The sequence below is a fragment of the Olsenella sp. AGMB03486 genome (assembly GCF_040884255.1).
GTDB classification, from domain to species: domain Bacteria; phylum Actinomycetota; class Coriobacteriia; order Coriobacteriales; family Atopobiaceae; genus Olsenella_L; species Olsenella_L kribbiana.
In genome coordinates, this window is sequence record NZ_JBEVTM010000005.1 from 86,432 (window position 1) to 106,368 (window position 19,937).

General features: G+C 60.0%; 18 protein-coding genes. 3 read left to right on the forward strand and 15 right to left on the reverse strand.

Annotation, left to right across the window (positions count from 1 at the left end; translation table 11 throughout):
• Positions 1 to 74: 74 nt before the first annotated feature.
• The 3 genes from ABVS03_RS03900 to ABVS03_RS03910 form a co-directional block, all read right to left on the reverse strand.
• The gene (locus ABVS03_RS03900) at positions 75 to 2,666 is read right to left on the reverse strand and encodes a heavy metal translocating P-type ATPase (protein WP_368018115.1); all 2,592 of its coding nucleotides are present in this window, start codon (positions 2,664 to 2,666) and stop codon (positions 75 to 77) included.
• A 91-nt stretch (positions 2,667 to 2,757) separates the two neighbouring features.
• Positions 2,758 to 3,090, reverse strand: coding sequence for a metal-sensing transcriptional repressor (locus tag ABVS03_RS03905; RefSeq protein ID WP_368018116.1), 333 nt, complete (start codon positions 3,088 to 3,090; stop codon positions 2,758 to 2,760).
• Between the two features lie 184 nt (positions 3,091 to 3,274).
• Entirely contained in the window at positions 3,275 to 4,489 is a 1,215-nt protein-coding gene (locus ABVS03_RS03910; protein ID WP_368018117.1) for an alanyl-tRNA editing protein, read from the reverse strand.
• A 233-nt stretch (positions 4,490 to 4,722) separates the two neighbouring features.
• On the opposite strand from ABVS03_RS03910, the gene ABVS03_RS03915 reads away from it, so the two are divergent.
• Together ABVS03_RS03915 and ABVS03_RS03920 are read left to right on the forward strand one after the other, a co-directional pair.
• Positions 4,723 to 5,811, forward strand: coding sequence for a DUF2891 family protein (locus ABVS03_RS03915; RefSeq protein WP_368018118.1), 1,089 nt, complete (start codon positions 4,723 to 4,725; stop codon positions 5,809 to 5,811).
• Positions 5,812 to 5,984: 173 nt separating this feature from the next.
• Positions 5,985 to 7,100 carry a 5-methyltetrahydropteroyltriglutamate--homocysteine S-methyltransferase gene (locus ABVS03_RS03920; protein ID WP_368018119.1) on the forward strand — a complete coding sequence of 372 codons (1,116 nt, stop codon included), beginning with the start codon at positions 5,985 to 5,987 and terminating at the stop codon, positions 7,098 to 7,100.
• Between the two features lie 122 nt (positions 7,101 to 7,222).
• Here ABVS03_RS03920 and ABVS03_RS03925 read toward each other — a convergent pair whose 3' ends face one another.
• The 9 genes from ABVS03_RS03925 to ABVS03_RS03965 all read right to left on the reverse strand — a co-directional run bounded on the left by ABVS03_RS03925 (position 7,223) and on the right by ABVS03_RS03965 (position 17,779).
• On the reverse strand, positions 7,223 to 8,899 hold the full coding sequence (locus ABVS03_RS03925; RefSeq protein WP_368018120.1) for a DUF2130 domain-containing protein: 1,677 nt from the start codon (positions 8,897 to 8,899) through the stop codon (positions 7,223 to 7,225).
• 128 nt (positions 8,900 to 9,027) lie between these two features.
• Complete coding sequence (locus ABVS03_RS03930) at positions 9,028 to 10,362, reverse strand: S1C family serine protease (RefSeq protein ID WP_368018121.1); 1,335 nt, start codon at positions 10,360 to 10,362, stop codon at positions 9,028 to 9,030.
• 226 nt (positions 10,363 to 10,588) lie between these two features.
• Positions 10,589 to 11,263 carry a DNA-binding response regulator gene (locus ABVS03_RS03935; protein ID WP_368018122.1) on the reverse strand — a complete coding sequence of 225 codons (675 nt, stop codon included), beginning with the start codon at positions 11,261 to 11,263 and terminating at the stop codon, positions 10,589 to 10,591.
• A gap of 185 nt (positions 11,264 to 11,448) precedes the next feature.
• Positions 11,449 to 12,294, reverse strand: a complete 846-nt coding sequence (locus ABVS03_RS03940; protein ID WP_368018123.1) for an ABC transporter substrate-binding protein — start codon at positions 12,292 to 12,294, stop codon at positions 11,449 to 11,451.
• A 27-nt stretch (positions 12,295 to 12,321) separates the two neighbouring features.
• Complete coding sequence (locus ABVS03_RS03945; RefSeq protein WP_368018124.1) at positions 12,322 to 13,179, reverse strand: amino acid ABC transporter ATP-binding protein; 858 nt, start codon at positions 13,177 to 13,179, stop codon at positions 12,322 to 12,324.
• Positions 13,172 to 14,611, reverse strand: coding sequence for an ABC transporter permease subunit (locus ABVS03_RS03950; RefSeq protein ID WP_368018125.1), 1,440 nt, complete (start codon positions 14,609 to 14,611; stop codon positions 13,172 to 13,174). Before ABVS03_RS03950 ends, ABVS03_RS03945 begins: the two co-directional genes overlap by 8 nt.
• A gap of 76 nt (positions 14,612 to 14,687) precedes the next feature.
• A complete protein-coding gene (locus ABVS03_RS03955; RefSeq protein ID WP_330972474.1) occupies positions 14,688 to 15,533 on the reverse strand; it encodes a transporter substrate-binding domain-containing protein in 846 nt (281 codons plus the stop codon).
• 429 nt (positions 15,534 to 15,962) lie between these two features.
• Positions 15,963 to 17,303 carry a glutamine synthetase family protein gene (locus ABVS03_RS03960; protein ID WP_330972473.1) on the reverse strand — a complete coding sequence of 447 codons (1,341 nt, stop codon included), beginning with the start codon at positions 17,301 to 17,303 and terminating at the stop codon, positions 15,963 to 15,965.
• A 248-nt stretch (positions 17,304 to 17,551) separates the two neighbouring features.
• On the reverse strand, positions 17,552 to 17,779 hold the full coding sequence (locus ABVS03_RS03965) for a FeoB-associated Cys-rich membrane protein (RefSeq protein ID WP_368018126.1): 228 nt from the start codon (positions 17,777 to 17,779) through the stop codon (positions 17,552 to 17,554).
• Positions 17,780 to 17,911: 132 nt separating this feature from the next.
• Here ABVS03_RS03965 and gpmA point away from each other — a divergent pair, with 132 nt between their 5' ends.
• Positions 17,912 to 18,676 carry a 2,3-diphosphoglycerate-dependent phosphoglycerate mutase gene (gene gpmA / locus ABVS03_RS03970; protein WP_330972471.1) on the forward strand — a complete coding sequence of 255 codons (765 nt, stop codon included), beginning with the start codon at positions 17,912 to 17,914 and terminating at the stop codon, positions 18,674 to 18,676.
• An 84-nt stretch (positions 18,677 to 18,760) separates the two neighbouring features.
• On the opposite strand, the gene ABVS03_RS03975 is transcribed toward gpmA, so the two are convergent.
• From ABVS03_RS03975 to ABVS03_RS03985, 3 genes are all read right to left on the reverse strand, one after another.
• Complete coding sequence (locus tag ABVS03_RS03975) at positions 18,761 to 19,114, reverse strand: sensor histidine kinase (protein ID WP_368018127.1); 354 nt, start codon at positions 19,112 to 19,114, stop codon at positions 18,761 to 18,763.
• 62 nt (positions 19,115 to 19,176) lie between these two features.
• A complete protein-coding gene (locus ABVS03_RS03980) occupies positions 19,177 to 19,320 on the reverse strand; it encodes a hypothetical protein (RefSeq protein WP_368018128.1) in 144 nt (47 codons plus the stop codon).
• Positions 19,321 to 19,523: 203 nt separating this feature from the next.
• Positions 19,524 to 19,931, reverse strand: coding sequence for a flavodoxin domain-containing protein (locus tag ABVS03_RS03985; RefSeq protein ID WP_368018129.1), 408 nt, complete (start codon positions 19,929 to 19,931; stop codon positions 19,524 to 19,526).
• Between the last annotated feature and the right edge of the window lie 6 nt (positions 19,932 to 19,937).

A 19,937-nucleotide genomic window follows, 5' to 3' on the forward strand; every position in this document is an offset into this window, starting at 1 on the left:
GGCGTGCAGAAACAGCAGGACGGGCAGGTCCCGAAGAGCCTGCCCGTCCTGCCATTCTGCCTTGTATGCAAGAGCTACTTGATTGCGGTCACCGTGTAGCCGGCGTCTGCGACGGCCTTCTTGAGCTTGTCGTCGGACACGAGAAGCCCGGCGTCGAGCGTCGCGTTCTTGTTCTCGAGCGAGACGTGGACGTTCTTCACGCCGCGGACACCCTCGAGTGCCTCGGTCACGTGCTGGACGCAGTGCTCGCACATCATGCCATCGATAGAAAGCGTCTTTGCTGCCATATCTTTTCCTTCCTCTCCGGACGGATTCTCATCCGTCCCCTCCGATACGCTGACTTTCGTTTCCTTTGCCGAAGCATCTGCCTTGGCTTTGGAAGGCTTCCAGGCAAAGAGCCTGAGCGCGTTCGAGACGACGAACACGGACGAGAAGCCCATTGCCGCTGCGCCCACCATCGGGTTCAGCGTGATGCCCCACGGGGTGAGCACGCCGATTGCGACCGGAATGCAGATCGCATTGTAGAAGAGCGCCCAGAACAGATTCTGGCGGATGTCCCTCATCGTCGCACGGGAGAGCTCGATCGCCGTTGCGATATCGGCCGGATCGGAGTGCATGAGGACGATATCGGCAGAGCCGATCGCCACATCCGTGCCGGCACCGATCGCGATGCCCACATCGGCGCGGGCAAGGGCCGGCGCATCGTTGATGCCGTCACCGACCATTGCGACCTTGTGTCCCTGGCGCTCGAGGTCGTGGACCTTCTTCTCCTTCTGGTCGGGAAGGACGCCTGCCACGACCTCGTCGACACCGACCTCAGAGGCGATGACAGAGGCGGTCTTCGGCTGGTCGCCCGTGAGCATGATGGCATGTATGCCCATCTGGTGGAGGCGGGCGATTGCAGAGGCAGATGTCGGCTTCACGACGTCGGCGATTGCGACAAGAGCGGAAAGCTTGCCGTCAGCAGCGATGAAGAGCGGGGTCTCAGCCTTGGCTGCTGCTGCATCTGCTGCAGACACGAGCTCGGAGACATCGACACCGCGCTCCTTCATGAGGCGGGCGTTGCCGATCAGGAGCTTCACGCCCGAGACAGTGCCGGCAAGGCCGCCACCCGGAATCTGGGTGAAGTCTGAGACGTCTGCGTCAGCTGCTGCCTTCTCGTCCTCTGCGTAGCTCACGACAGCCTGGGCAAGCGGGTGCTCGCTTCTGCTCTCGAGCGCTGCCGCAAGGGAAAGGACATCCTTTCCAGCAGAAGCTGCCGCCACGAACGATGTCACGCGGGGCTTGCCCTCCGTGATCGTGCCTGTCTTGTCGAGGACGACCGTATCGAGGTCTCCTGCGCACTCGAGCGATTCTGCGCTCTTGATCAGGATGCCGACCTTGGCGCCACGCTCCGTGCCGACCATGATGGCGGTAGGAGTGGCAAGGCCCAAAGCGCAGGGGCAGGAGATGACAAGGACAGAGACGGCGTGGTTGAAGGCAGCAGCGAAGTCTCCGGGTGCCAGGAACGCGAGCCAGAGGACGAAGGTCGCCGCAGCAATGGCCATAACGATGGGGACGAAGACGCCGGCGATGCGGTCAGCCGTGCGCTCGATCGGAGCCTTCGAGTTCGTGGCCTCATCGACGAGCTTGATGATGTGGGATAGGGTCGTATCGGCACCGACAGCGGTCGCACGCATCTGGAACCAGCCAGCCTGGACGACCGTGGCACCCGTCACCTTGTCCCCTGCTGCCTTCTCGGCAGGGACGGGCTCGCCCGTAATGGCAGACTCATCGACAGATGCCGTGCCTTCGGTGAGCACGCCGTCGACCGGCACAGACTCGCCGGTGCGGACGACGAGGATATCGCCTTCGTGCACATCGTCAGAAGAGATCTTCTGCTCTTCCCCGTCACGGATAACCGTTGCGGTCTTGGGAGCAAGGTCCATAAGTGCTGAAAGCGCGCTTGTCGTCTTGCCCTTGGCACGCGCCTCGAAGTACTTGCCGAGCGTGATGAGGACCAGGATCGTGCCGGCAGAGTCGAAGTAGAGGCTATGCATCATTGCATAGTGGGCAGCCTCCATGTCCATGACGCCCAGAGCCTCTGCCATCTGGTAGACACCGACGAGCGAATAGAGATAGGACGCAGCCGAGCCCACGGCGATGAGCGAATCCATGTTGGGCGAAAGATGGAAGAGCGTCTTGAAGCCCATCTGGAAGTAGCTTCTGTTCACAAAGAGCACGAACGTCGCAAGAAGGAGCTGCGTCACCGCGCTTGCCATCATCCCTTCCATGCCAGCAAGGCCCGGAACCTCAGGCCAGCCGAGCATGGGACCCATTGCGATATAGAAGAGCGGCACGCCGAACACAAGCGACCAGATGAGCTGCTTCTGCTTCGCGGCAATCGCCTTGTCTGCCGCAATCTTGGGATCGACGAAGGCAGCTGCCTTCTCGGATGTGCTTGCACGGGAGCGCGGGGCAGCGCCGTAGCCTGCCTTGTCGATAGCGGCAACAACCGCATCGAGCGTCTTCGGCTTTCCGTCGTAGACGAGCTCCATCGAATTCTTCAGCAGGTTGACTTGGGCCTGGCTCACGCCTTTGACGCCTGATGCGGCACGCTGCACACGTGCTTCGCACGCCGCGCATGTCATGCCCGAGATATCGAAGGTCTCCTTCGCATCAACCATGCTGGCCTCCTTTCAATACCCATATGGGGTATATCGCAGTGACAGATATGCCTCAGCTCTCCTGCAGAAGGGCCTGCAGGAGGCAAGGCTCCTAGTAGAACTTCTTGAAGAGGTCCATGACCTCGTCGACGACCTCGACGTTTCCTTCCTGCACCTGTTCCACGACGCAGGTCTCGAGGTGGTCGCGCATCACTTCGCGCGAGATTGCCTTGACTGCGCTCTCGACGGCGGCGAGCTGTGTCAGCACATCGCCGCAGTAGCGGTCGGAATCGACCATGTTCTTGATGCCATTGAGCTGGCCGATGGCACGGTTGATGCGCCGGTCCACATCATGCTTGAGCTTCTCGGAGCGCGGCGTATGCTTCTGGCTTCCGCATGCCGGGCAGCTCTCCTGCTCTGTGGCTTCCGTCTTCTCTTCTGCCATCGCCGGTCCCTCCTGTCATACCCCCAAGGGGTTCTTGCTGCTGCCTACTATATGCCCCTTGGGGGTATATCGCAAACAGAGAGATCCTCTCCATACGGAGGTCACATTCTTACCAACGAAAATGTCCCTCCCGCTCTTTGGAAGCGGAGGGGACAATAGAGCAGGACGGTCAATGTTTCTGGACTTATCCGAGAAGCTCGCGGACAGATGCTTCTGCAGCATCCTTCGTTGAAGCCCAGCTGCCCTGGACCATCTGGGGCTTGCCGCCGCCACGGCCATCAAGCTTCTTGTTGAGCTCCTTGCAGGCAGGACGCAGGTCTTCTTCCTTCGCTGCCAGGACATAGGCTATGCGCGCTGCATCTCCCGGCACATCGGAGAGGGCTGCCACTTTCTCGACGTCCTCGCGTGCAAGCGCGGTCTCGCAGACAAAGCGGAGCTCGTCGATCTCGAGCCCCATCTGGAACCAGAGAAGGAAGCTTCCTTCCGGTGCAGCCGCAGCCACATCCTGTGCAAGCTTCTCCTTCCTCGCCTGCTTGAGCTCGTGCTTGTACTCATCCTTCTCGGCAGACAGGCGCTTCACGGCCTCAGGCACCTCTTCGTCTGCAACGGAGAGGAAGTTGCTCGTATCCCTGAGCTCCTCCATGCGCTCCTCGCAGAGCTCGAGCGCACGCCTGCCGCAGAGCAGCTCGAGGCGGGTCTTCTTCTTTTTCGTGCTCATGCGCACGATCTTGATGAGGCCGACCTGGCCCGACGACGAGAGATGCGTGCCGCAGCAGGCGCAGGTATCGACGCCTTCGATCTCGACGATGCGGATCTGGCCTTCGTGGTCCTTCTTGCTGCGGTAGTCCATTGCCTCGAGCTCATCCGGCGTCGGCAGAAGGGCACGCACCGGCACATCGGCGCGAACGGCTGCATTGGCACGGCGCTCCACGTCGAGTGCATCCTCTGCTGTGAGCACGCCGTCGAAGTCGACCTCGATGCTCTTCTCCCCCATATGGAAGCCGATGTTGTCGTAGCCGAAGAGCGCATGCACGATGCCCGAAACGATATGCTCGCCGGTATGTGCCTCCATGTTGTCGCGGCGCCAGGTCCAGTCGAGCGCACCGTGTACCTCAGAGCCGACAGGAAGCGCCACATCGCTCAGATGCACGACACCTTCTTCGCTGCCATCTTCTGCCTTGCCAGGCACCGCTTCTGCGACATGGGCGACTACCGCATCCTCGCCCTCGCCGAGCGTGAGCGTGCCGCGGTCTCCCGGCTGGCCGCCACCCGTCGGATAGAAGGCCGTTTGAGATAGCTCGATGGCATATCCCCCATCGTGCGGCTCGCACGATGTGACTGATGCCACGAACTCCTTTGCATAGGGCTCCCGGTAATAGAGATCGTCGAATGTCTGCATGAAGTTCAGGTCCTTCCGAAGATGCCTTCTGGCACCCAATCGTTTCTGTACCGGGACATGATAGGTCCCAGCGCCTTTGCTGCGCAAACCGAGAAGATGCCCTGCCTGGCATATGTACGGCTATCGCTGTATCTTCTGCATTTCCGCTGGCGGGATGGCAGGCCATGCCAGCATCGGCTTCCTCCACAATGGATAGGCAGGCAGAGGACCTATCATTCTTGGAAGGATGACCCATGATCGGCGACAGGGGCTTTGATATCACCGCAGATGCATATGCCGAAGCCGGAAGGCGTGAGGCGCTCAGAGGCGTCTGCAGATGCGTGCTTTCCCAGATAGAGCGGCCCTACCCCTGCTCAGAGCGCCAGACGCTCACCTGCGCCGAAGACCTCGAGCTGCCCCGCAAGCGCTTCCCGGCATTCTATGGCTCCTTCGACTGGCATTCCTGCGTCCACTCGCACTGGACGCTTGTCCGCATGCTCAAGGACAATGTCCTGACAGACGTACCTGAGCTCGAGAAGGCTGCAGCAGCGCAGCTCTCCCGCACGTTCGCGCCTGACCTTATGGAGCAGGAGGCCAGAAGCTGGAAGGAGAAGGTGCCCCAGTGGGAGGAGAAGCCCTACGGCTGGACCTGGGAGCTTGCCCTCGATCAGGAGCTGGGAAAGCTCGCGAATGCTGCGAAAAGCCCCTACGCCGATGAGGCCAAGGCCTGGCAAGCAGCCCTCTCCCCGCTCACCGAGGAGATGCACAGGCGCGTTGCAGGCTGGATAGCGCATCTCTCGCTTCCGGCCCGCACCGGCATGCATTCGGACACTGCCTGGTCGCTTGCCATGGCAGCAGACTGTGCAGAGGCGACAGATGACCAGGAGCTTCTGGAGTCCGTCTGCATGGCAGCCGTCCGTCTCTTTGGAAATGACGTGGAGGCACCTCTTGCCTATGAGCCCGAGGCCAATACCTTCACCTCGGCAATCCTGAATGAAGCCGCCCTCATGGCAAGAGTCCTGTCTGGGGAGGCATATCTCTCCTGGATGAAGGACTATATGCCAGCGCTCTTCTCCGAGAGCTTCTCTTCGCCTCTTCTGGCAGATCTTCCCGGCAAGTGGGACGGCACCGGATACCTCGAGGTGCATACCGTGGCACTTCCGACCTCCCGTGCCCTTGCCGCAAGGGATGCAGCAGCTGCGCTTCCTGCCGGCACCGCGCGTGACCGCCTCTCCCAGGAGGCTTCGCGCTGGCTCGTCCAGGGTATCCAGGATGTCGAGCTTTCGGGATATCTCGCCGACCACTGGGTCGGCAGCTTCGTCTGTGCCGCCCTTGCCGACTGAGGCTGGCATAGGTTCGCTCCCAAGCCTCAATCCATAGTCTCATGCTATGGATATCGCTCGCTAATAGATAATTTTCTATGTAGCACCTATCTGGCACCATTTCTGTCCGTACACCAGAGAACCGTTCAGGGCACGGCAGCAGACGGGTGCCCGCCATCCAGGAGGAGATGCGCATGACCATCAAGCAGCCGCCCTATACCTACGATATCGTAGGAAGCTTCCTGCGCCCCCAGCGTCTCAAACGTGCCCGTGCAGCCTTTGCCGCCGGCAAGATCTCCCGAGATGAGCTCACCGCTGTCGAAGATGAGTGCATCACGGAGCTTGTGGAAAGCGAGAAGAAGGTCGGCCTCAAGGCCGTGACCGACGGCGAGTTCCGCCGCGCCATGTGGCACCTCGACTTCCTCGAGGAGCTCGAGGGCGTCGAGCATGTGGATACTGCCAACTGGTCCGTCGAGTTCAAGGGCCCGAAGCCCAAGGGCGCCCAGCTCCGCTTCACGGGCAAGATCGGCTTCGGCGACCACCCGTTCTTGAAGCACTACGCAAAGCTCAGGGAGATTGCAGGCAACTACCCGACGAAGATGACGATACCGTCGCCGTCGATGCTCCACCTCATCCCCTGTGTCCGTGGCAAGGCTACGTATGAGCCGATCGACCGCTATAAGGACGAGCAGGCCCTCTTCGACGATATCGTCACCACCTACCAGGACGCCGTGAAGGCCTTCTACGACCTCGGCTGTCGCTATCTCCAGTTCGATGACACAGCCTGGGGCGAGTTCTGCGATGCAAAGAAGCGTGCTGCCTACGAGGCGGAAGGCATCGATCTGGCCGAGGCAGCAAAGCACTACGTCACGACGATCAACCGCATCCTCGAGGCAAAGCCCGAGGACATGACCATCACGACGCACATCTGCCGCGGCAACTTCAGGAGCACCTGGTTCAGCTCCGGCGGCTATGAGCCAGTCGCAAAGACCCTCTTCGAGGCGAACTATGATGGCTTCTTCCTCGAGTACGACTCAGACCGTGCCGGCGACTTCGAGCCGCTCCGCTATGCGAAGGACAAGATCGTCGTCCTCGGCCTCGTCACGTCGAAGTTCCCGGAGCTTGAGGATGAGGATGCCGTGATCGAGAGGATCCACGAGGCAGAGAAGTGCGTGCCCTTGGAGCAGCTCCGCCTCTCTCCGCAGTGCGGATTCTCCTCCACCGAGGAAGGAAACGTCCTCACCGAGGACGACCAGTGGGCAAAGTGCGCCCTCATCAAGCGCATCGCAGAGCGTGTCTGGGGCGCGTAGGCTACAAGAGACAGACCCATAGCCACAAGCAGAGCGGAGCTCGTCGCAAGACGTGCTCCGCTCTTCTCATGCTGCGCTTATGTCTCTCGTTGCCAAAAGCTCTGAAAGGCTCTCTGATGTGCCTATTCGACCTCGTCCGGATCCAGGGGCACATCCCCCTCAGCAAGCGACAGGCTCTCCTTCCGGGCCTTCTCATTGGCCGCCCTCGCCTCTTCGAACTTCTCCTTCATGGTCGGGTTCTTGTAGGTGAGCTTCCTGATCGTGAGCCCTTCTGCCTTGTCATTCGCAAGCCGGAGCTGGCGCTCGGAGGAGAGGAGGTTCTCCTTCACCTTGTTCAGGTGGTCGATCGTCGAGTCGATCTCCTTGATAGCGTTCTGGAACTTGTTCGAGGCAGCAGCATAGTTCTTCCCGAACTTCTGCTTGAAGTCGCCGAGCGCCTCCTCGAAGTTCGTGATATCGATGTTCTGCTGCCTGGTCTCGGCAAGCTCGCGGCGGGCATCCACCGCGTTGAGCCCCGCATTCCGAAGCAGCGTGATCATCGGGATGAAGAACTGGGGTCTGATCACGTACATCTTCGGATACTCGTAGCTCACATCGACGATGCCCTGGTTGTAGAACTCGTTGTCCGGCTCGAGCATCGTGACGAGCACGGCATATTCACAGTGCTTGTTCTTTCGGTCCTGGTCGAGCTTCTTGAAGAAGTCCGCATTCTTGTGGCGGTTGGCCTTGGCAGAAGCCTCATCCTCGTTCTTCATCTCGAACATGATCGAGACGATCTCTGTGCCCGAGGGGTCGTTCTCGCGGAAGACATAGTCGCCCTTGGAGCCTCCCACGACGTCGTTGTCCTTGTGGAACTCGGCGTTCCGGAAGCCCATCATGCGCCACTTGTTGAACTCCATCTCGCAGTGCTGCTCGAGCGTCTCGCCGATGAGCTTCGTCGAGAGGCGGGCACGCTGGTTCCTGAGCCTCTCTATCTCATCCTGCTTGTCCTGGATGAGGACATCCTTGTCGCGGAGCTTCTCCACCATCTCCTGCCTGAGCGTCGCTTCGGCCTGCTCGCGTTCTGCCTTGGCCTGCTTGACCTCCCCTTCGAGCCCGGCAATCTTCTGCTCGAGAGGCGAGGTCGCCTCGGTCAAGGCCAGCGCCTTCTGGCTTGCGAAGGCCTCTTCGCGCTCCTTTGCTGCAGCTTCGAGCGCTGCAATCTTCTGGTCGCGGTCAGAGAGCGCAAGCGCCTTCTGGTCCTGATAGGCCTGCTCCTTTGCCTTGGCTTCGGCCTCGTATGCCTGCTCTTTGGCCTTTGCCTCCGCCTCGAGCGTCGCTATCTTCTGGTCGCGTCCGGAGAGCGCCTCGGCAAGCGCTGCCTTCTGCTCTGCCTCCTGGCGGCTCTGGGCATCCTTGGCAGCAGCAAGGGCGCTCTCGAGCTCTGAGATCTTTGCCTTGAGCTCGCCGAGGCCTGCCTCATGCGCAAGGTCGCTCTCACGCTTCTGGGCGGCAAGCGAGCGCTCGGCTTCTGCATCCTTGGCAGCGAGGCTCTGGTCTGCAGCCTTCTTCTGCGCCTCGAGCTCATTCTTGAGAAGGGCAATCTGGCTGTCACGCGCGGAGGTCTCCTTCAGAAGCTTTGCCTTGAGCTCGTCTTCTGCATGCTGGACCGCCTGCTCGCGCTCGCGCCTGAGCATCTGCTCCTGCTTCTGTATCTCTGCTGCGAACTCCCGGTCGCGTACCTGCTTCACGATATCGGCGTAGCTTGCCTCATCGACCGTGAACACCTTGCCGCAGTGCGGGCACCTGATTTCCTGCATGGAAGGCCTCCTATCGCCCTTGTTCTCTCCCTTAGAGCGTAGCAAATGCATCTGACAGAAATGAGCCACATAGAAGATGCCCCACCCTCCGGAGAGGATGGGGCATCCCATGTGCCTATGCAGGAGCGCTACCTGCTGCTGCCAAGGCCATTCGAGCTCGAGCCATTGCCACCAAGCCCATTGCCGAGGCCGTAGCCGAAGATGCTGGAGCCGGAATTGGAGTTCTGGTCCTGCTGCTGTTCTGCCTGGAGACTCTCATCCGAGCCGAGCGTGACCTGGACCGTCTGCTCCTTCCCATCACGGACAAACGTGACGCTCACGGTATCGCCGACATTCTTCGAGCGGATTGCGAGGATCATGCCATCAGCAGAGGTGATGGACTCGCCGTCGACGGCGGTGATGATGTCACCCGACTTGATGCCTGCGGTATCAGCAGGGCTGCCCGACGTGACTTCGACGACATAGGCGCCGCTCGAGGCACCGAGGCCATAGCGCTGGGCAAGAGACGAGGTGACCGTCTGCATCGTGAGGCCGATATAGGGGTGCACGACCTGCTTGCCAGAGATGATCGTATTCGCGACCTCGATAGCGTAGTTCGAAGGAATGGCAAAGCCGATGCCGGCAGAGGAGCCGGACTCGGACTCGATCAGGGTGTTGATGCCGACAAGCTTGCCCTCGGAGTCGACAAGAGCGCCGCCGGAGTTGCCCGGGTTGATGGCAGCATCGGTCTGAATGAGGTTCGTATAGATCGTGTTGCCGCTCGTGGACTGCATCATCGTGGAGCGGTAGAGGGCAGAGACGATGCCCGTGGAGACGGACTGCTCAAGGCCGTACGGCGAGCCTATTGCCATGACCCACTGGCCCATGACAAGGGAGGAGGAGTCGCCGACCTCGATCGGGGTGACGGTTGCGCCTTCGAGGTCTGCCTTGATGACAGCGAGGTCGGAGGACTCATCGGAACCGACGACCGTGGCCGTATAGCTCTGCCCCTCGATCGTGACGGAGATCTCTTCGGCGCCGTCGATCACGTGGTAGTTCGTGAGGATGTTGCCATCCGTGTCGAGGATGACGCCAGAGCCGAGGCTCGAAGAGGACGATGTCGTCACATAGACAGAGGCGACAGACGGCACCGTCTTGGCAGCGACTGCCTCGGCAACCGTGGCATCCTCGGTATCGGCGTTGATCGTGATGTTCTGGGTCGGACTCGTGCCTGAGGTCGAAGTCTTCAAGCCTGTCTTCACAAGGCCGAATCCGAAGAGGATTGCAACGATTGCGACAGCGCCGATGACGCCGCCGAGGACAGAAGCCAGGACGACACGTCCGCTGCCCTTCTTGGGCGGCTTCTCGTCGCCCGTGCCGCCCTCGCCCGTCCCGACAGGAGAGGGAGCCATATGCTTCGTTTCCTGCACCTGGGTCTCGTCGTAGCCTGGCACGGGAGGCCTTCCGTCATTTTCTTTGCTCATAAGGCTTCCTTTCTGGATGCCGCCTCTCACCCAGAGCAGACGGCTCCGAAGGTTTTACTTCAAGGCACTTTGTACCCAAACAGCCTTCTTCAGGGCACAATTGAAAGCCTCGCCCGCATCCAACATCTGAGCGGCACCATACTTCAAGAATTCTGAAAGCTGAGAATCGCTACGAAAAAAGCCGGCCACGAGGCCGGCTCTGTACCTGCGAATATGTATCTATCCTCTAAATCTTGAAGAGGTATCCGACGCCACGGACGGTCACGATGTGGTTTGCGACCTGCGGACCCACCTTCGAGCGGACACGACGGATGTGGACATCGACCGTACGGGTGCCGCCGCAGTATTCGAAGCCCCAGACGCGGTGGAGCAGCGTCTCCCTCGAGTAGGCACGTGACGGATGGGTCGCGAGGAAGGACAGGAGCGAGTACTCCATGAGCGTCAGGTCGACCGGCTTGTCGTCGATGTAGACCTGGTACGTCGCAAGGTTGATCGTCATGTTGTCGATCGTCACGATATCGGCAGGAGCGCTCTCCTCGCCCGGCCACAGAAGCTGCGAACAGCGGACCTCGAACTCCGCCTCTCCTGCCGTGGAGAGGATGAAGTCCGCCTTGCCCTGGACAGGCATGTGGAGCTGTGCAAGCTTGTCCTCGTCGGTAATGAAGAGGATGGGGATGAAGCCGTTGTCCACGACGTAGGCATCGACAGCATTCAGGATGTCCTGGGAGGCGCCGACAACGTCAAGTATGACAAGATCGAATTCATGGCCGGAAGTGATGGCCTGATTGAACGTATCGGGCGTCGCCAGAAGCGTCGAGACATCCAGCGCGTGGGAAAGTTCGCGCATGCGGTCGTGATGGCGAGTGGTACGCGCAATGAGGAGTATGTTCTTGTGATGCATCGAGACTCACCAATCATCGATATTAAGAACAATCTGACAGTAGTCAGAGAATAGCACACTCATCGGCCAATGGTTTCCCACGAGCTCCCAATGCCCTGAATATAGGCGCAATTATGGTGAATGGGTGCAGCTACCTGCAAAGGAGCTGCACCATATTCAGCTTTTATGCAGCTTCGCTCATACGATCAGAGCGTGCTTCCGAACCACTTCGTCTCGATCTCGTCGCGCTTGCCGGAATCGATCACTGCCTGCAGCGCCTCGTTCACGGCATCCAGCAGGGCCTTATTGTCCTTCGACACTGCCATGCCGTACTGGTCGCCCGTCGGCACCTCGATCGCGACAGAGAGGTCCGTATAGGACGTCGTGCAGAGGTACTTCACGACCGGCAGGTCTGCGCAGGCTGCATCGTAGAGGCCAGTCTGGACGCCCGTGAGCGCTTGTACTGGGTCATCGAGGGAGACGACCGTGGCATTCGCGAGGTTCTCCTGAGCCCACGCCTCGCCCGTCGTGCCTGCCTGGGCAGCGATCTTCTTGCCCGAGACATTGAGCGCTTCCTTGGTCGTCTCGGTGCTGTCCGCCTTCGTGACGACGCCGAGGTTCGAGTCGATGTAGGGATCGGAGAAGTTGATCTCCTGCTTGCGCTCGTCCGTGATCGTGATGTTCGCGACACCGAGGTCTGCCTTGCCTCCCTGCTTGATGAGCGGAATGATCGTGTCGAACTTCGTGGCAGGCAGCCATACGGACTCAAGGCCCATCTCCTCGGCAACTGCAGCCATAAGGTCGACCTCGAAGCCCTTGGGCTCCGTCGAGCCCGTGTCATAGTAGCTGAAGGGTGGGTTTGCCATATCGGAGACCGAGGTGAGCTTGCCCTCGGTCACGAGGTTGAGCGAGCTGTTCGCGCTCGTGGACGTATCGGCAGAAGCGCTCGAAGACGTGCTCGAGGAGCCGTTCGAAGAAGAGCAGGCTGCGAGGCCAAAAAGCGCGAGTCCGGCGCTTGCGACAAAGCCGCGCCGTGTCAGATTCGTATTCATATATAGATCCTTGTCTCAGAGAATTCTTTACTTGATATTGCCGATGAAGGCTGCCGTACGCTCGTTCTTCGGGTGGTCGAAGACCTCTTCAGGCTTGCCCTGCTCGACGACGACGCCGCCTTCCATGAAGACGACACGGTCGGCGACTTCGCGGGCAAAGCCCATCTCGTGCGTTACGACGATCATGGTCATGCCCGAGTTCTCGGCGAGGTCGCGCATGACATCAAGGACGCCACGGACGAGCTCGGGGTCGAGGGCACTCGTCGGCTCGTCGAAGAGCAGCACATCCGGGTGCATGGCAACAGCTCGGGCAATTGCGACACGCTGCTGCTGGCCGCCGGAGAGCTGGGCTGGCTTGAAGTCTGCACGGTCGGCAAGACCGACAGCCTCAAGCTGCTTCAGGGCCTCCTTCTCTGCCTCCTCCTTCGACTTCTTGAGCACCTTCGTCTGGCCGATCATGACATTCTGCTTCGCCGTGAGGTGCGGGAAGAGGTTGAACTGCTGGAACACCATGCCGAGGTTCTGGCGGAGCTTGCAGACATCGGTGCCCTTGGCCGTAATCTCCTTGTCCTCGATGAGGATGTGTCCTGCCGTCGGCGTCTCGAGCAGGTTGATGCAGCGGAGCATCGTGGACTTGCCGGAACCGGAAGGTCCGAGCACGACGACGACCTCGCCGGGCCAGACATCGAGATTGACATCGCGCAGGACCTGCGTCTCGCCGTCGAACGTCTTGTTCAGATGCTCGATGCGCACAATCGGGTGCTCGCCCTTCTTGAAGGCATGATGTGAAAGAGGCAGGTCATGCTCGAAGGCAAGCTCGGCAGCCTCGTCTGCCGGAAGAGCCGCCGGCACCTGAGGTGCCTCGATATGGTGGTGCTTAGGCATTGTCGAGACCTTCTTTCAAGGAGTGGGAGCGGAAGGGGGCAGAAAGTGCATCGAGGATGGAGGAAGAGTCCTCGTCCTTTGCCTCCATGTGGCTCGCCCCTGCGTCCACCACAGCTTCGTCCCCGGATGCATCAGAGGCAGCGCGGACAGCTCCGCCCTTCGGACGGGGGCCTCCGCCCGCTTCCGAGCGGGCAAGGCGCTTCTCGACGATGGAGACGACCTTGATGAGCGGCAGCGTGACGATCAGGTAGTAGATCGCTGCCGTCATGTACGGCGTGATGTTGCCGGTGACGGTCGTCAGGTTCTTGGAGTACATCATGAGCTCCATGACGCCGACGGAGGACAGAAGCGAGGTGTCCTTGTAGGCCGTGATGAAGTCGGAGGTGACGGTCGGAAGGACACGGCGGATCGTCTGCGGCAGGATGATGGAAAGCATCGTCTGGCTGTAGTTCATGCCGAGAGACGACGCTGCCTCATACTGTCCCTTCGGGATGGACTGGATGCCAGCACGGAAGATCTCGGCCAGGTAGGCAGAGGAGTTCACGGCCATTGCAATGCCGCCCAGAAGATAGTTGTTCACGTTGATGTTGAGCATCGGCAGGCCGAAGAAGAGGATGTAAATCTGCAGGAACAGCGGCGTGCCGCGCAGGATGTTGATGTAGATGACAGCGATGGCACGCACGACCGTGTGCTTCGAGATCTTCATGAACGCGAAGAGCAGGCCGAGCACGATCGCGAACGGGTAGCAGAGGATAACGATCGTGAGGCAGACAAGCCAGCCGGAGAAGAGCGACGAGAAAGATTCGAGCATGATCTGCGGCTTCAGGAACATGTTGAGGAACGGCACAGAGTTCCATGCCTGGACCCACGCCTGGTTGTCGAGCCAGTTCACGGCTGCCTGGAGCGGCGTATTCGCAATCGTCGTGATGGCAGGCGATGCGGCAAGCTGCTGCTCGCCTGCATCATTGGTATAGGTGCCCGTGACCTGGACGTCTCCGCCCTCGGTCGGGAACTTCATATCCTCGATCTCGAGACGCAGAAGCGAGCCGGAAGCGACAGGCTCTGCGAAGTCGATCTTGATCGTGTTGCCGGAAGGCGTGGCCGTGGCATCGGTCGAGATGCGCTTGAGTCCCTCGAGCACCGTGACCTTCGTGGACGAGCCATCGAATGTGCCATCATCCGGCAGCTGGAGCGTGATCGAGGAGACCTCCTCTCCGTCGTCGACGGTAGCCTCCCAGGTAAGGCGCGTCGCGATGCCACCGATGACAGAAGATCCGCCATCCTCGTTCGGACGTGCAGTCGCATTCGAGACAGTCAGCGCCTCGGCGGTCATGGGCAGGCAGGCGAAGGCAAGCGCCACAGCTGCCATGATGGCAGCAAGAAGCGCCACAAGCCGCCTTCCGCCTGTCTTCTCTCTCAGTGTCAGATCCATGGAATGAAGCTCCTCTAATGCTCGATGGGGCCTTCGCTCCCGCAAAGACCCCATCGGATTCCTACGTCTATCGAACCTAGATCGTGGTTCCGAACCAGGTAATCTCGAGGTTGTCGAGCGTGCCATCATCCTTGATGGCGGCAAGCGCCTCATTCAGCGCCTTCGTGAGGTTCGGGTTGTCCTTCGAGACGGCAATGCCGTACTGCTCGCCCGTTGCGATCTGCTGAGAGATCTGCAGATCGGTATAGGAGTTGGTAATCATGTTCTCGGAGACCGGCAGGTCGCAGACAGCTGCGTCATAGAGTCCGGTCGAGACGCCCGTGAAGCACTGGACGAAGTCATCGAGCGGCACATAGGTTGCCTTCGTGAGGTTCTCCTGTGCCCAGTCGCCACCGGTCGTGCCGGACTGTGCGCAGATCTGCTTGCCTGCGACATCGAGCTCGTCCTTCGTCGTGGCCGTAGCGGTCTTCGAGACGACGATAGCCTGGTTGGAGTCGAGGTAGGGATCGGTGAAGTCAATCTCCTTCTTGCGCTCGTCCGTGATCGTCATGCCCGTGATAGCGACGTCGGCCTTGCCACCCTGCTTGATGAGCGGGACGATCGTATCGAACTGCTGGGAGGGCAACCAGGTGGACTCGAGGCCCATCTTGTCGGCAAGAGCAGCTGCGAGATCGACATCGAAGCCCTTGATCTCGCCCGTGTTCTCATCCATGGACTCGAACGGCGGGAATGCTGCATTGCAGACGCACGTCAGCTTGCCGTCCGTGACGAGCTTGTAGGAACCATCGTCAGAAGAGGAGCTCGAAGAAGAAGACGAGGAGCTCGAAGAGTTCCCGCATCCGGCAAGCATGCCAGCTGCCGCCATTCCACCCCCGATGGCTGTGGAGACCTTGAAGAATTCCCTGCGCGACAGACTGCTCATGATGTATACGACCTTCCTTTTATAGCGAGTATGACCGTGGGAGAAAGCCTATCCCGGACCGTATGTCCATAGCCAAGAGTTTCGGTGTTTCCGCCGCGGATGGAGCAGAATGTATCATCCTTTAACTCAATCTTCATTAAGCGACCTGCGGATATGCCGAATGTAACAGGCATTTTTCTTCATATTTTCGCGATTGTATACATGCTTCATCACGCATCCAGACTCTTTGCCTTCATGTCTTCGCACGTCAGACAGAGAGTTTTATTTTGTCGCATTCGTGAAATGTTGGATGCAGAAACCGAATCGAATCCTTTCAGCCAGGAGCTCAGCACTCCTGGCTTCCTATCAAGAATTGAGCTAGTTCCCTTAACCGAAAAGAGGGCAGGCGCCGAAGCGTCTGCCCTCTCCAAGGTTCATATATTCCAGATCCTAGAAGCCTGCGTAGTAGTGCTCGCGCTCCCAGTCCGTGACGGTCGTGTTGTAATCGTCCCACTCGCGACGCTTCTCCTGGACGAGGTAGTCGCAGATATGGTCGCCCAGGACCTCGCGGCAGAAGTCGGACTTCTCAAAGTTGTCACATGCCTCGCGCAGATCTCGCGGCAGGCGCTTCACGCCCTTCTTTGCAAGCTCGGCCTCGGTCGCCGTGATGTCTTCCTGCGTCGCCTCATCCTGGAGCTTGAGCTCCTCCTCGATGCCACGCACGCCGGCTGCGAACGTGATAGCAAGCGCGAGGTAGGGGTTCGCCGTAGGATCGGGCCCGCGGAGCTCGATCCTCGTGGACTGGTGCTTGCCCGGCTTGTGCATGGGCACGCGGACAAGAGCAGAGCGGTTGCGGTGTCCCCACGTCGTGTAGCAGGGCACCTCCCCCATCGGACGCATGCGCTTGTAGGAATTGACGGTCGGATTCGTGATGAGGGTGTACTCCGGTGCATAGCGGAGCACGCCTGCGATGAAGTGGTTGGCAAGCTCGGAGAGATGGTCGGGGTACTTCGAGCTCGGGCCCCAGAACAGGTTGTTGCCATCGTGGTCCATGAGAGACTCATAGAGGAACATGGCAGAGCCCTCGGTCTCCGAGAACGGCTTCGGCATGAACGACGCGAACATGTCATTCGCGAAGGCCTCCTGCTTGATCACCAGGCGGGCGGTCATGATGTTGTCGGCGCAGCTCCTGGCCTCGGACCAGCGGAGCTCGATGCCGTTCTGGGACGGTGCCTGGGCGTGGAAGGAGTACTCCACAGGGATGGACATGCGCTCGAGCATGAGCGTCGTGTCGCGGCGCAGATCGCGGGCGGAGTCCCACGGCGTGAGGTCGAAGTATCCTGCCTTGTCCTGCGGAATCGGCTTCACGGAATCGCCGAAGTAGAAGTACTCGATGCGCGGAGCTGCGCAGGGCACATAGCCCTTCTTGTCGAGGTCCTCGAAGACACGCGTCAGCACGGCACGCGGATCTCCCTCGAACGGCCGGCGGCCCGGCGTCTTGATGTCGCAGAACATGCGGGCGGCACCATTCTGGCTCGGACGCCACGGCAGCACCTGGAAGGTATCGGGTGCCGGGAAGGCGAGCATGTCGGACTCCTCGAGCTGGGCGAAGCCATCGACGGCCGATCCATCGAAGCCGACGCCCTCATCGAATGCCTCTTCGAGGTCTTCGGGAGAGATCGCGAAGGACTTCAGGTTTCCGAGCACATCGGAGAACCAAAGACGGATGAAGCGGATATCGCGCTCCTCTACGGTACGCAGGACGAAGTCGACATTCCTATCGTTTGACATTATGAACCCCCCGGTCAAGCAGCCATGCTCCTATACGCATGCTTCCGCCACCGAATCTCGTATCCGTTCTGAAACTCTGGCATACACGTGTTTCATCCATGTTTCATGGCAAGAAGCTACGCGGAACCGAAACAAAGGCCAGCTCAAAGCTGCCATTCAGGCTCATACGTCTACCGCTCGCCGAGCGTACAGAATCCACACGGACGGCCATCATACATCAGTTTTTGAAGCGACAGCGAATCTGCGCATCAGCGCCTGTTCTGGACCTTCGGGAGCTTTCCCTCATCGACCGCCATCTCAGCACGCGCAAGCATATCTTCTGCCGCAGGGCAGGGGCTTCCGGTCGCGGCAGCAGTGCAGGAACCCCTGCTTCCGCACTCGGCGCAGCCGTTCTTTGAGCCTTTGATGAGCGAACGCACAGCAAGGACAAATGCAAAGACGACCGCAAGTATGATAAGGACGTCTAGAATATTCATAGCAACCCTCCTGATGGAGCCGAAATGGCATCTGTTAGCTACGGGTTACTATACCCTTCTAGGCAGTTCCCGGACGGGGTATGGCCCGGGTCCGGCAAAAGTTCGCATTGGCGCAACGAGGAAAGGAACGCTATGGCAGACGATCAGAACATGCATCTTGTCATCATTCGTCACGGTGAGTCTGAGTGGAACAAGCTCAACCTCTTCACCGGCTGGACGGACGTCGACCTCACCGACACCGGCCGCGCTGAGGCTGCAGCTGGCGGCAAGGCCCTCAAGGAGCAGGGCTATGACTTCGACGTATGCTACACCTCGCTTCTGAAGCGCGCCATCCACACGCTGAACATCGTCCTCGACGAGATGGACCGCGCATGGCTGCCTGTCCACAAGACCTGGCGTCTCAACGAGCGTCACTACGGCGCTCTCCAGGGCCTCAACAAGGCAAAGGCTGCCGAGGAGCACGGCGAGGAGCAGGTCCTCATCTGGCGTCGTTCCTTCGACGTCCAGCCGCCTGCACTGACGCCGGGCGACGAGCGCGACCCGCACGTCCAGCCGATGTTCCGTGACGTCCCCCAGGAGGACCTCCCCTACACCGAGTGCCTGAAGGACACCATCGCCCGCGCATGGCCGTACTTCGAGCAGGAGATCAAGCCGCAGCTCGAGAGCGGCAAGCGTGTCCTCATCGCTGCTCACGGCAACTCCCTGCGCGCTCTTGTCATGCAGCTCGAGCACCTCACGCCGGAAGAGATTCTCAAGGTCAACATCCCGACGGGCGTTCCTTGCTCCTACACCTTCGATAAGGACTGGAACATCCTCGACAAGCACTACATCGGCGATCCTGCCACGATCGAGGCAAAGATCAACGCTGTTGCCAACCAGGGCAAGGCCAAGAAGTAGTTCATCTCTCAAAGAGATGCCAGGAGCCGGAAGCTTGCACGCTCCCGGCTCCTTTTCTATCTCTCTATCGTGGCGAATGCTGCATCAGACCGTTTTGTCCTGAGAGGCAGCAGGCAGCGTGATTGTGAACGTTGTCCCATGGCCCGCTTCGCTTTCGAGACCAATCGTGGCGCCCGTCACATCTGCTGCCCTCTTCGCCAGTGCCATGCCGAGGCCATTGCCCTTTGTCGCATGCGATGAGTCGCCCTGATAGAACTTCTCGAAGACGCACCGCTTCGCCTCCTCGTCCATGCCGCAGCCCGTGCCTGCGACCGTGACCATGGCCCTGCCTTCGGGCCCCTCATGCATCCCGATCGATATCTTCCCATCAGGACACGAGGAGCCGGAAGGCCTGTGCCTTCCGGATCCATTCCTGTCGGATTCCAGGCTGGAGGTCATCTCGGGTGCAGGTCCATATCCTGCCCCGGGCGATACAAGGGCGCAGCCGCCCGGAGCAGCAACTACTCTCTGTTTCCGCTGTCCTTCCTGTCGTTCTTCTTCCCATGCCTCTCGAAGAGCCGCTTCACGGCAAAGATGGCAAGGACCGCAAGGGCAAGCATTCCGAAGATCCAGAACATGACAAAGACTTCCGCAGGACCAGGCATGGCAGCCTTCTGCCGCACGTCTTCTTCTGCACTGCTGGTACAGGGCATGCAGATGGATGCCGATATATATAGCATCTTCTGGCACTTTTCCGGAACACAAGGCAGCCGCCGGCGATAGGGAGTCGCCGGCGGCTTGATGTCTGCCCTTCATGGCATCGGGGAGAGGGTCCGCTGCCACAAGGACCGTATCAACGGATTGGATGCTACTGGGCAAGCTTCTGGCCGAGAGCCTTGAGCTCCTCGAGCGCATCGCCTTCAGGCTCGCCGTTTACAGCAACGGTGGAGACGACGTTGACGCCGGCATCTTCAGCCTGGGACTTCCAGGTATCCAGATACTCGCCGCCGCCCCAGCCATAGGAGCCGAAGAGCGCGACAGGCTTCGAGCCAAGCTCAGGCACGCACTCGTTCCAGACCGGCTCGAACTCGTCGGGCTCAATCTCCTCGGAACCCGTTGCCGGACAGCCGAAGGCAAAGGCATCGTAGTTCTTTGCATCTGCAGCAGAGAACGAAGAGACTTCGATGGCCTCGGTTCCCGCCCCTTCTGCCACCGCTTCTGCCATGGCCTGGGTATTGCCGCTCTGGGACCAATAGACAACTGCGACCTTGCTCATGAGACC

Excerpts from the sequence above, each read along its gene's own strand:
- ABVS03_RS03945 (WP_368018124.1), bottom strand. The coding sequence starts at position 13,179 with ATGCCTAAGCACCACCATATCGAGGCACCTCAGGTGCCGGCGGCTCTT.
- ABVS03_RS03920 (WP_368018119.1), top strand. The coding sequence starts at position 5,985 with ATGACCATCAAGCAGCCGCCCTATACCTACGATATCGTAGGAAGCTTC.
- ABVS03_RS03930 (WP_368018121.1), bottom strand. The coding sequence starts at position 10,362 with ATGAGCAAAGAAAATGACGGAAGGCCTCCCGTGCCAGGCTACGACGAG.
- ABVS03_RS03965 (WP_368018126.1), bottom strand. The coding sequence starts at position 17,779 with ATGAATATTCTAGACGTCCTTATCATACTTGCGGTCGTCTTTGCATTT.
- ABVS03_RS03975 (WP_368018127.1), bottom strand. The coding sequence starts at position 19,114 with ATGACCTCCAGCCTGGAATCCGACAGGAATGGATCCGGAAGGCACAGG.
- gpmA (WP_330972471.1), top strand. The coding sequence starts at position 17,912 with ATGGCAGACGATCAGAACATGCATCTTGTCATCATTCGTCACGGTGAG.
- ABVS03_RS03950 (WP_368018125.1), bottom strand. The coding sequence starts at position 14,611 with ATGGATCTGACACTGAGAGAGAAGACAGGCGGAAGGCGGCTTGTGGCG.
- ABVS03_RS03925 (WP_368018120.1), bottom strand. The coding sequence starts at position 8,899 with ATGCAGGAAATCAGGTGCCCGCACTGCGGCAAGGTGTTCACGGTCGAT.
- ABVS03_RS03935 (WP_368018122.1), bottom strand. The coding sequence starts at position 11,263 with ATGCATCACAAGAACATACTCCTCATTGCGCGTACCACTCGCCATCAC.
- ABVS03_RS03900 (WP_368018115.1), bottom strand. The coding sequence starts at position 2,666 with ATGGTTGATGCGAAGGAGACCTTCGATATCTCGGGCATGACATGCGCG.
- ABVS03_RS03960 (WP_330972473.1), bottom strand. The coding sequence starts at position 17,303 with ATGTCAAACGATAGGAATGTCGACTTCGTCCTGCGTACCGTAGAGGAG.
- ABVS03_RS03905 (WP_368018116.1), bottom strand. The coding sequence starts at position 3,090 with ATGGCAGAAGAGAAGACGGAAGCCACAGAGCAGGAGAGCTGCCCGGCA.
- ABVS03_RS03915 (WP_368018118.1), top strand. The coding sequence starts at position 4,723 with ATGATCGGCGACAGGGGCTTTGATATCACCGCAGATGCATATGCCGAA.
- ABVS03_RS03910 (WP_368018117.1), bottom strand. The coding sequence starts at position 4,489 with ATGCAGACATTCGACGATCTCTATTACCGGGAGCCCTATGCAAAGGAG.
- ABVS03_RS03940 (WP_368018123.1), bottom strand. The coding sequence starts at position 12,294 with ATGAATACGAATCTGACACGGCGCGGCTTTGTCGCAAGCGCCGGACTC.
- ABVS03_RS03985 (WP_368018129.1), bottom strand. The coding sequence starts at position 19,931 with ATGAGCAAGGTCGCAGTTGTCTATTGGTCCCAGAGCGGCAATACCCAG.
- ABVS03_RS03980 (WP_368018128.1), bottom strand. The coding sequence starts at position 19,320 with ATGCCTGGTCCTGCGGAAGTCTTTGTCATGTTCTGGATCTTCGGAATG.
- ABVS03_RS03955 (WP_330972474.1), bottom strand. The coding sequence starts at position 15,533 with ATGAGCAGTCTGTCGCGCAGGGAATTCTTCAAGGTCTCCACAGCCATC.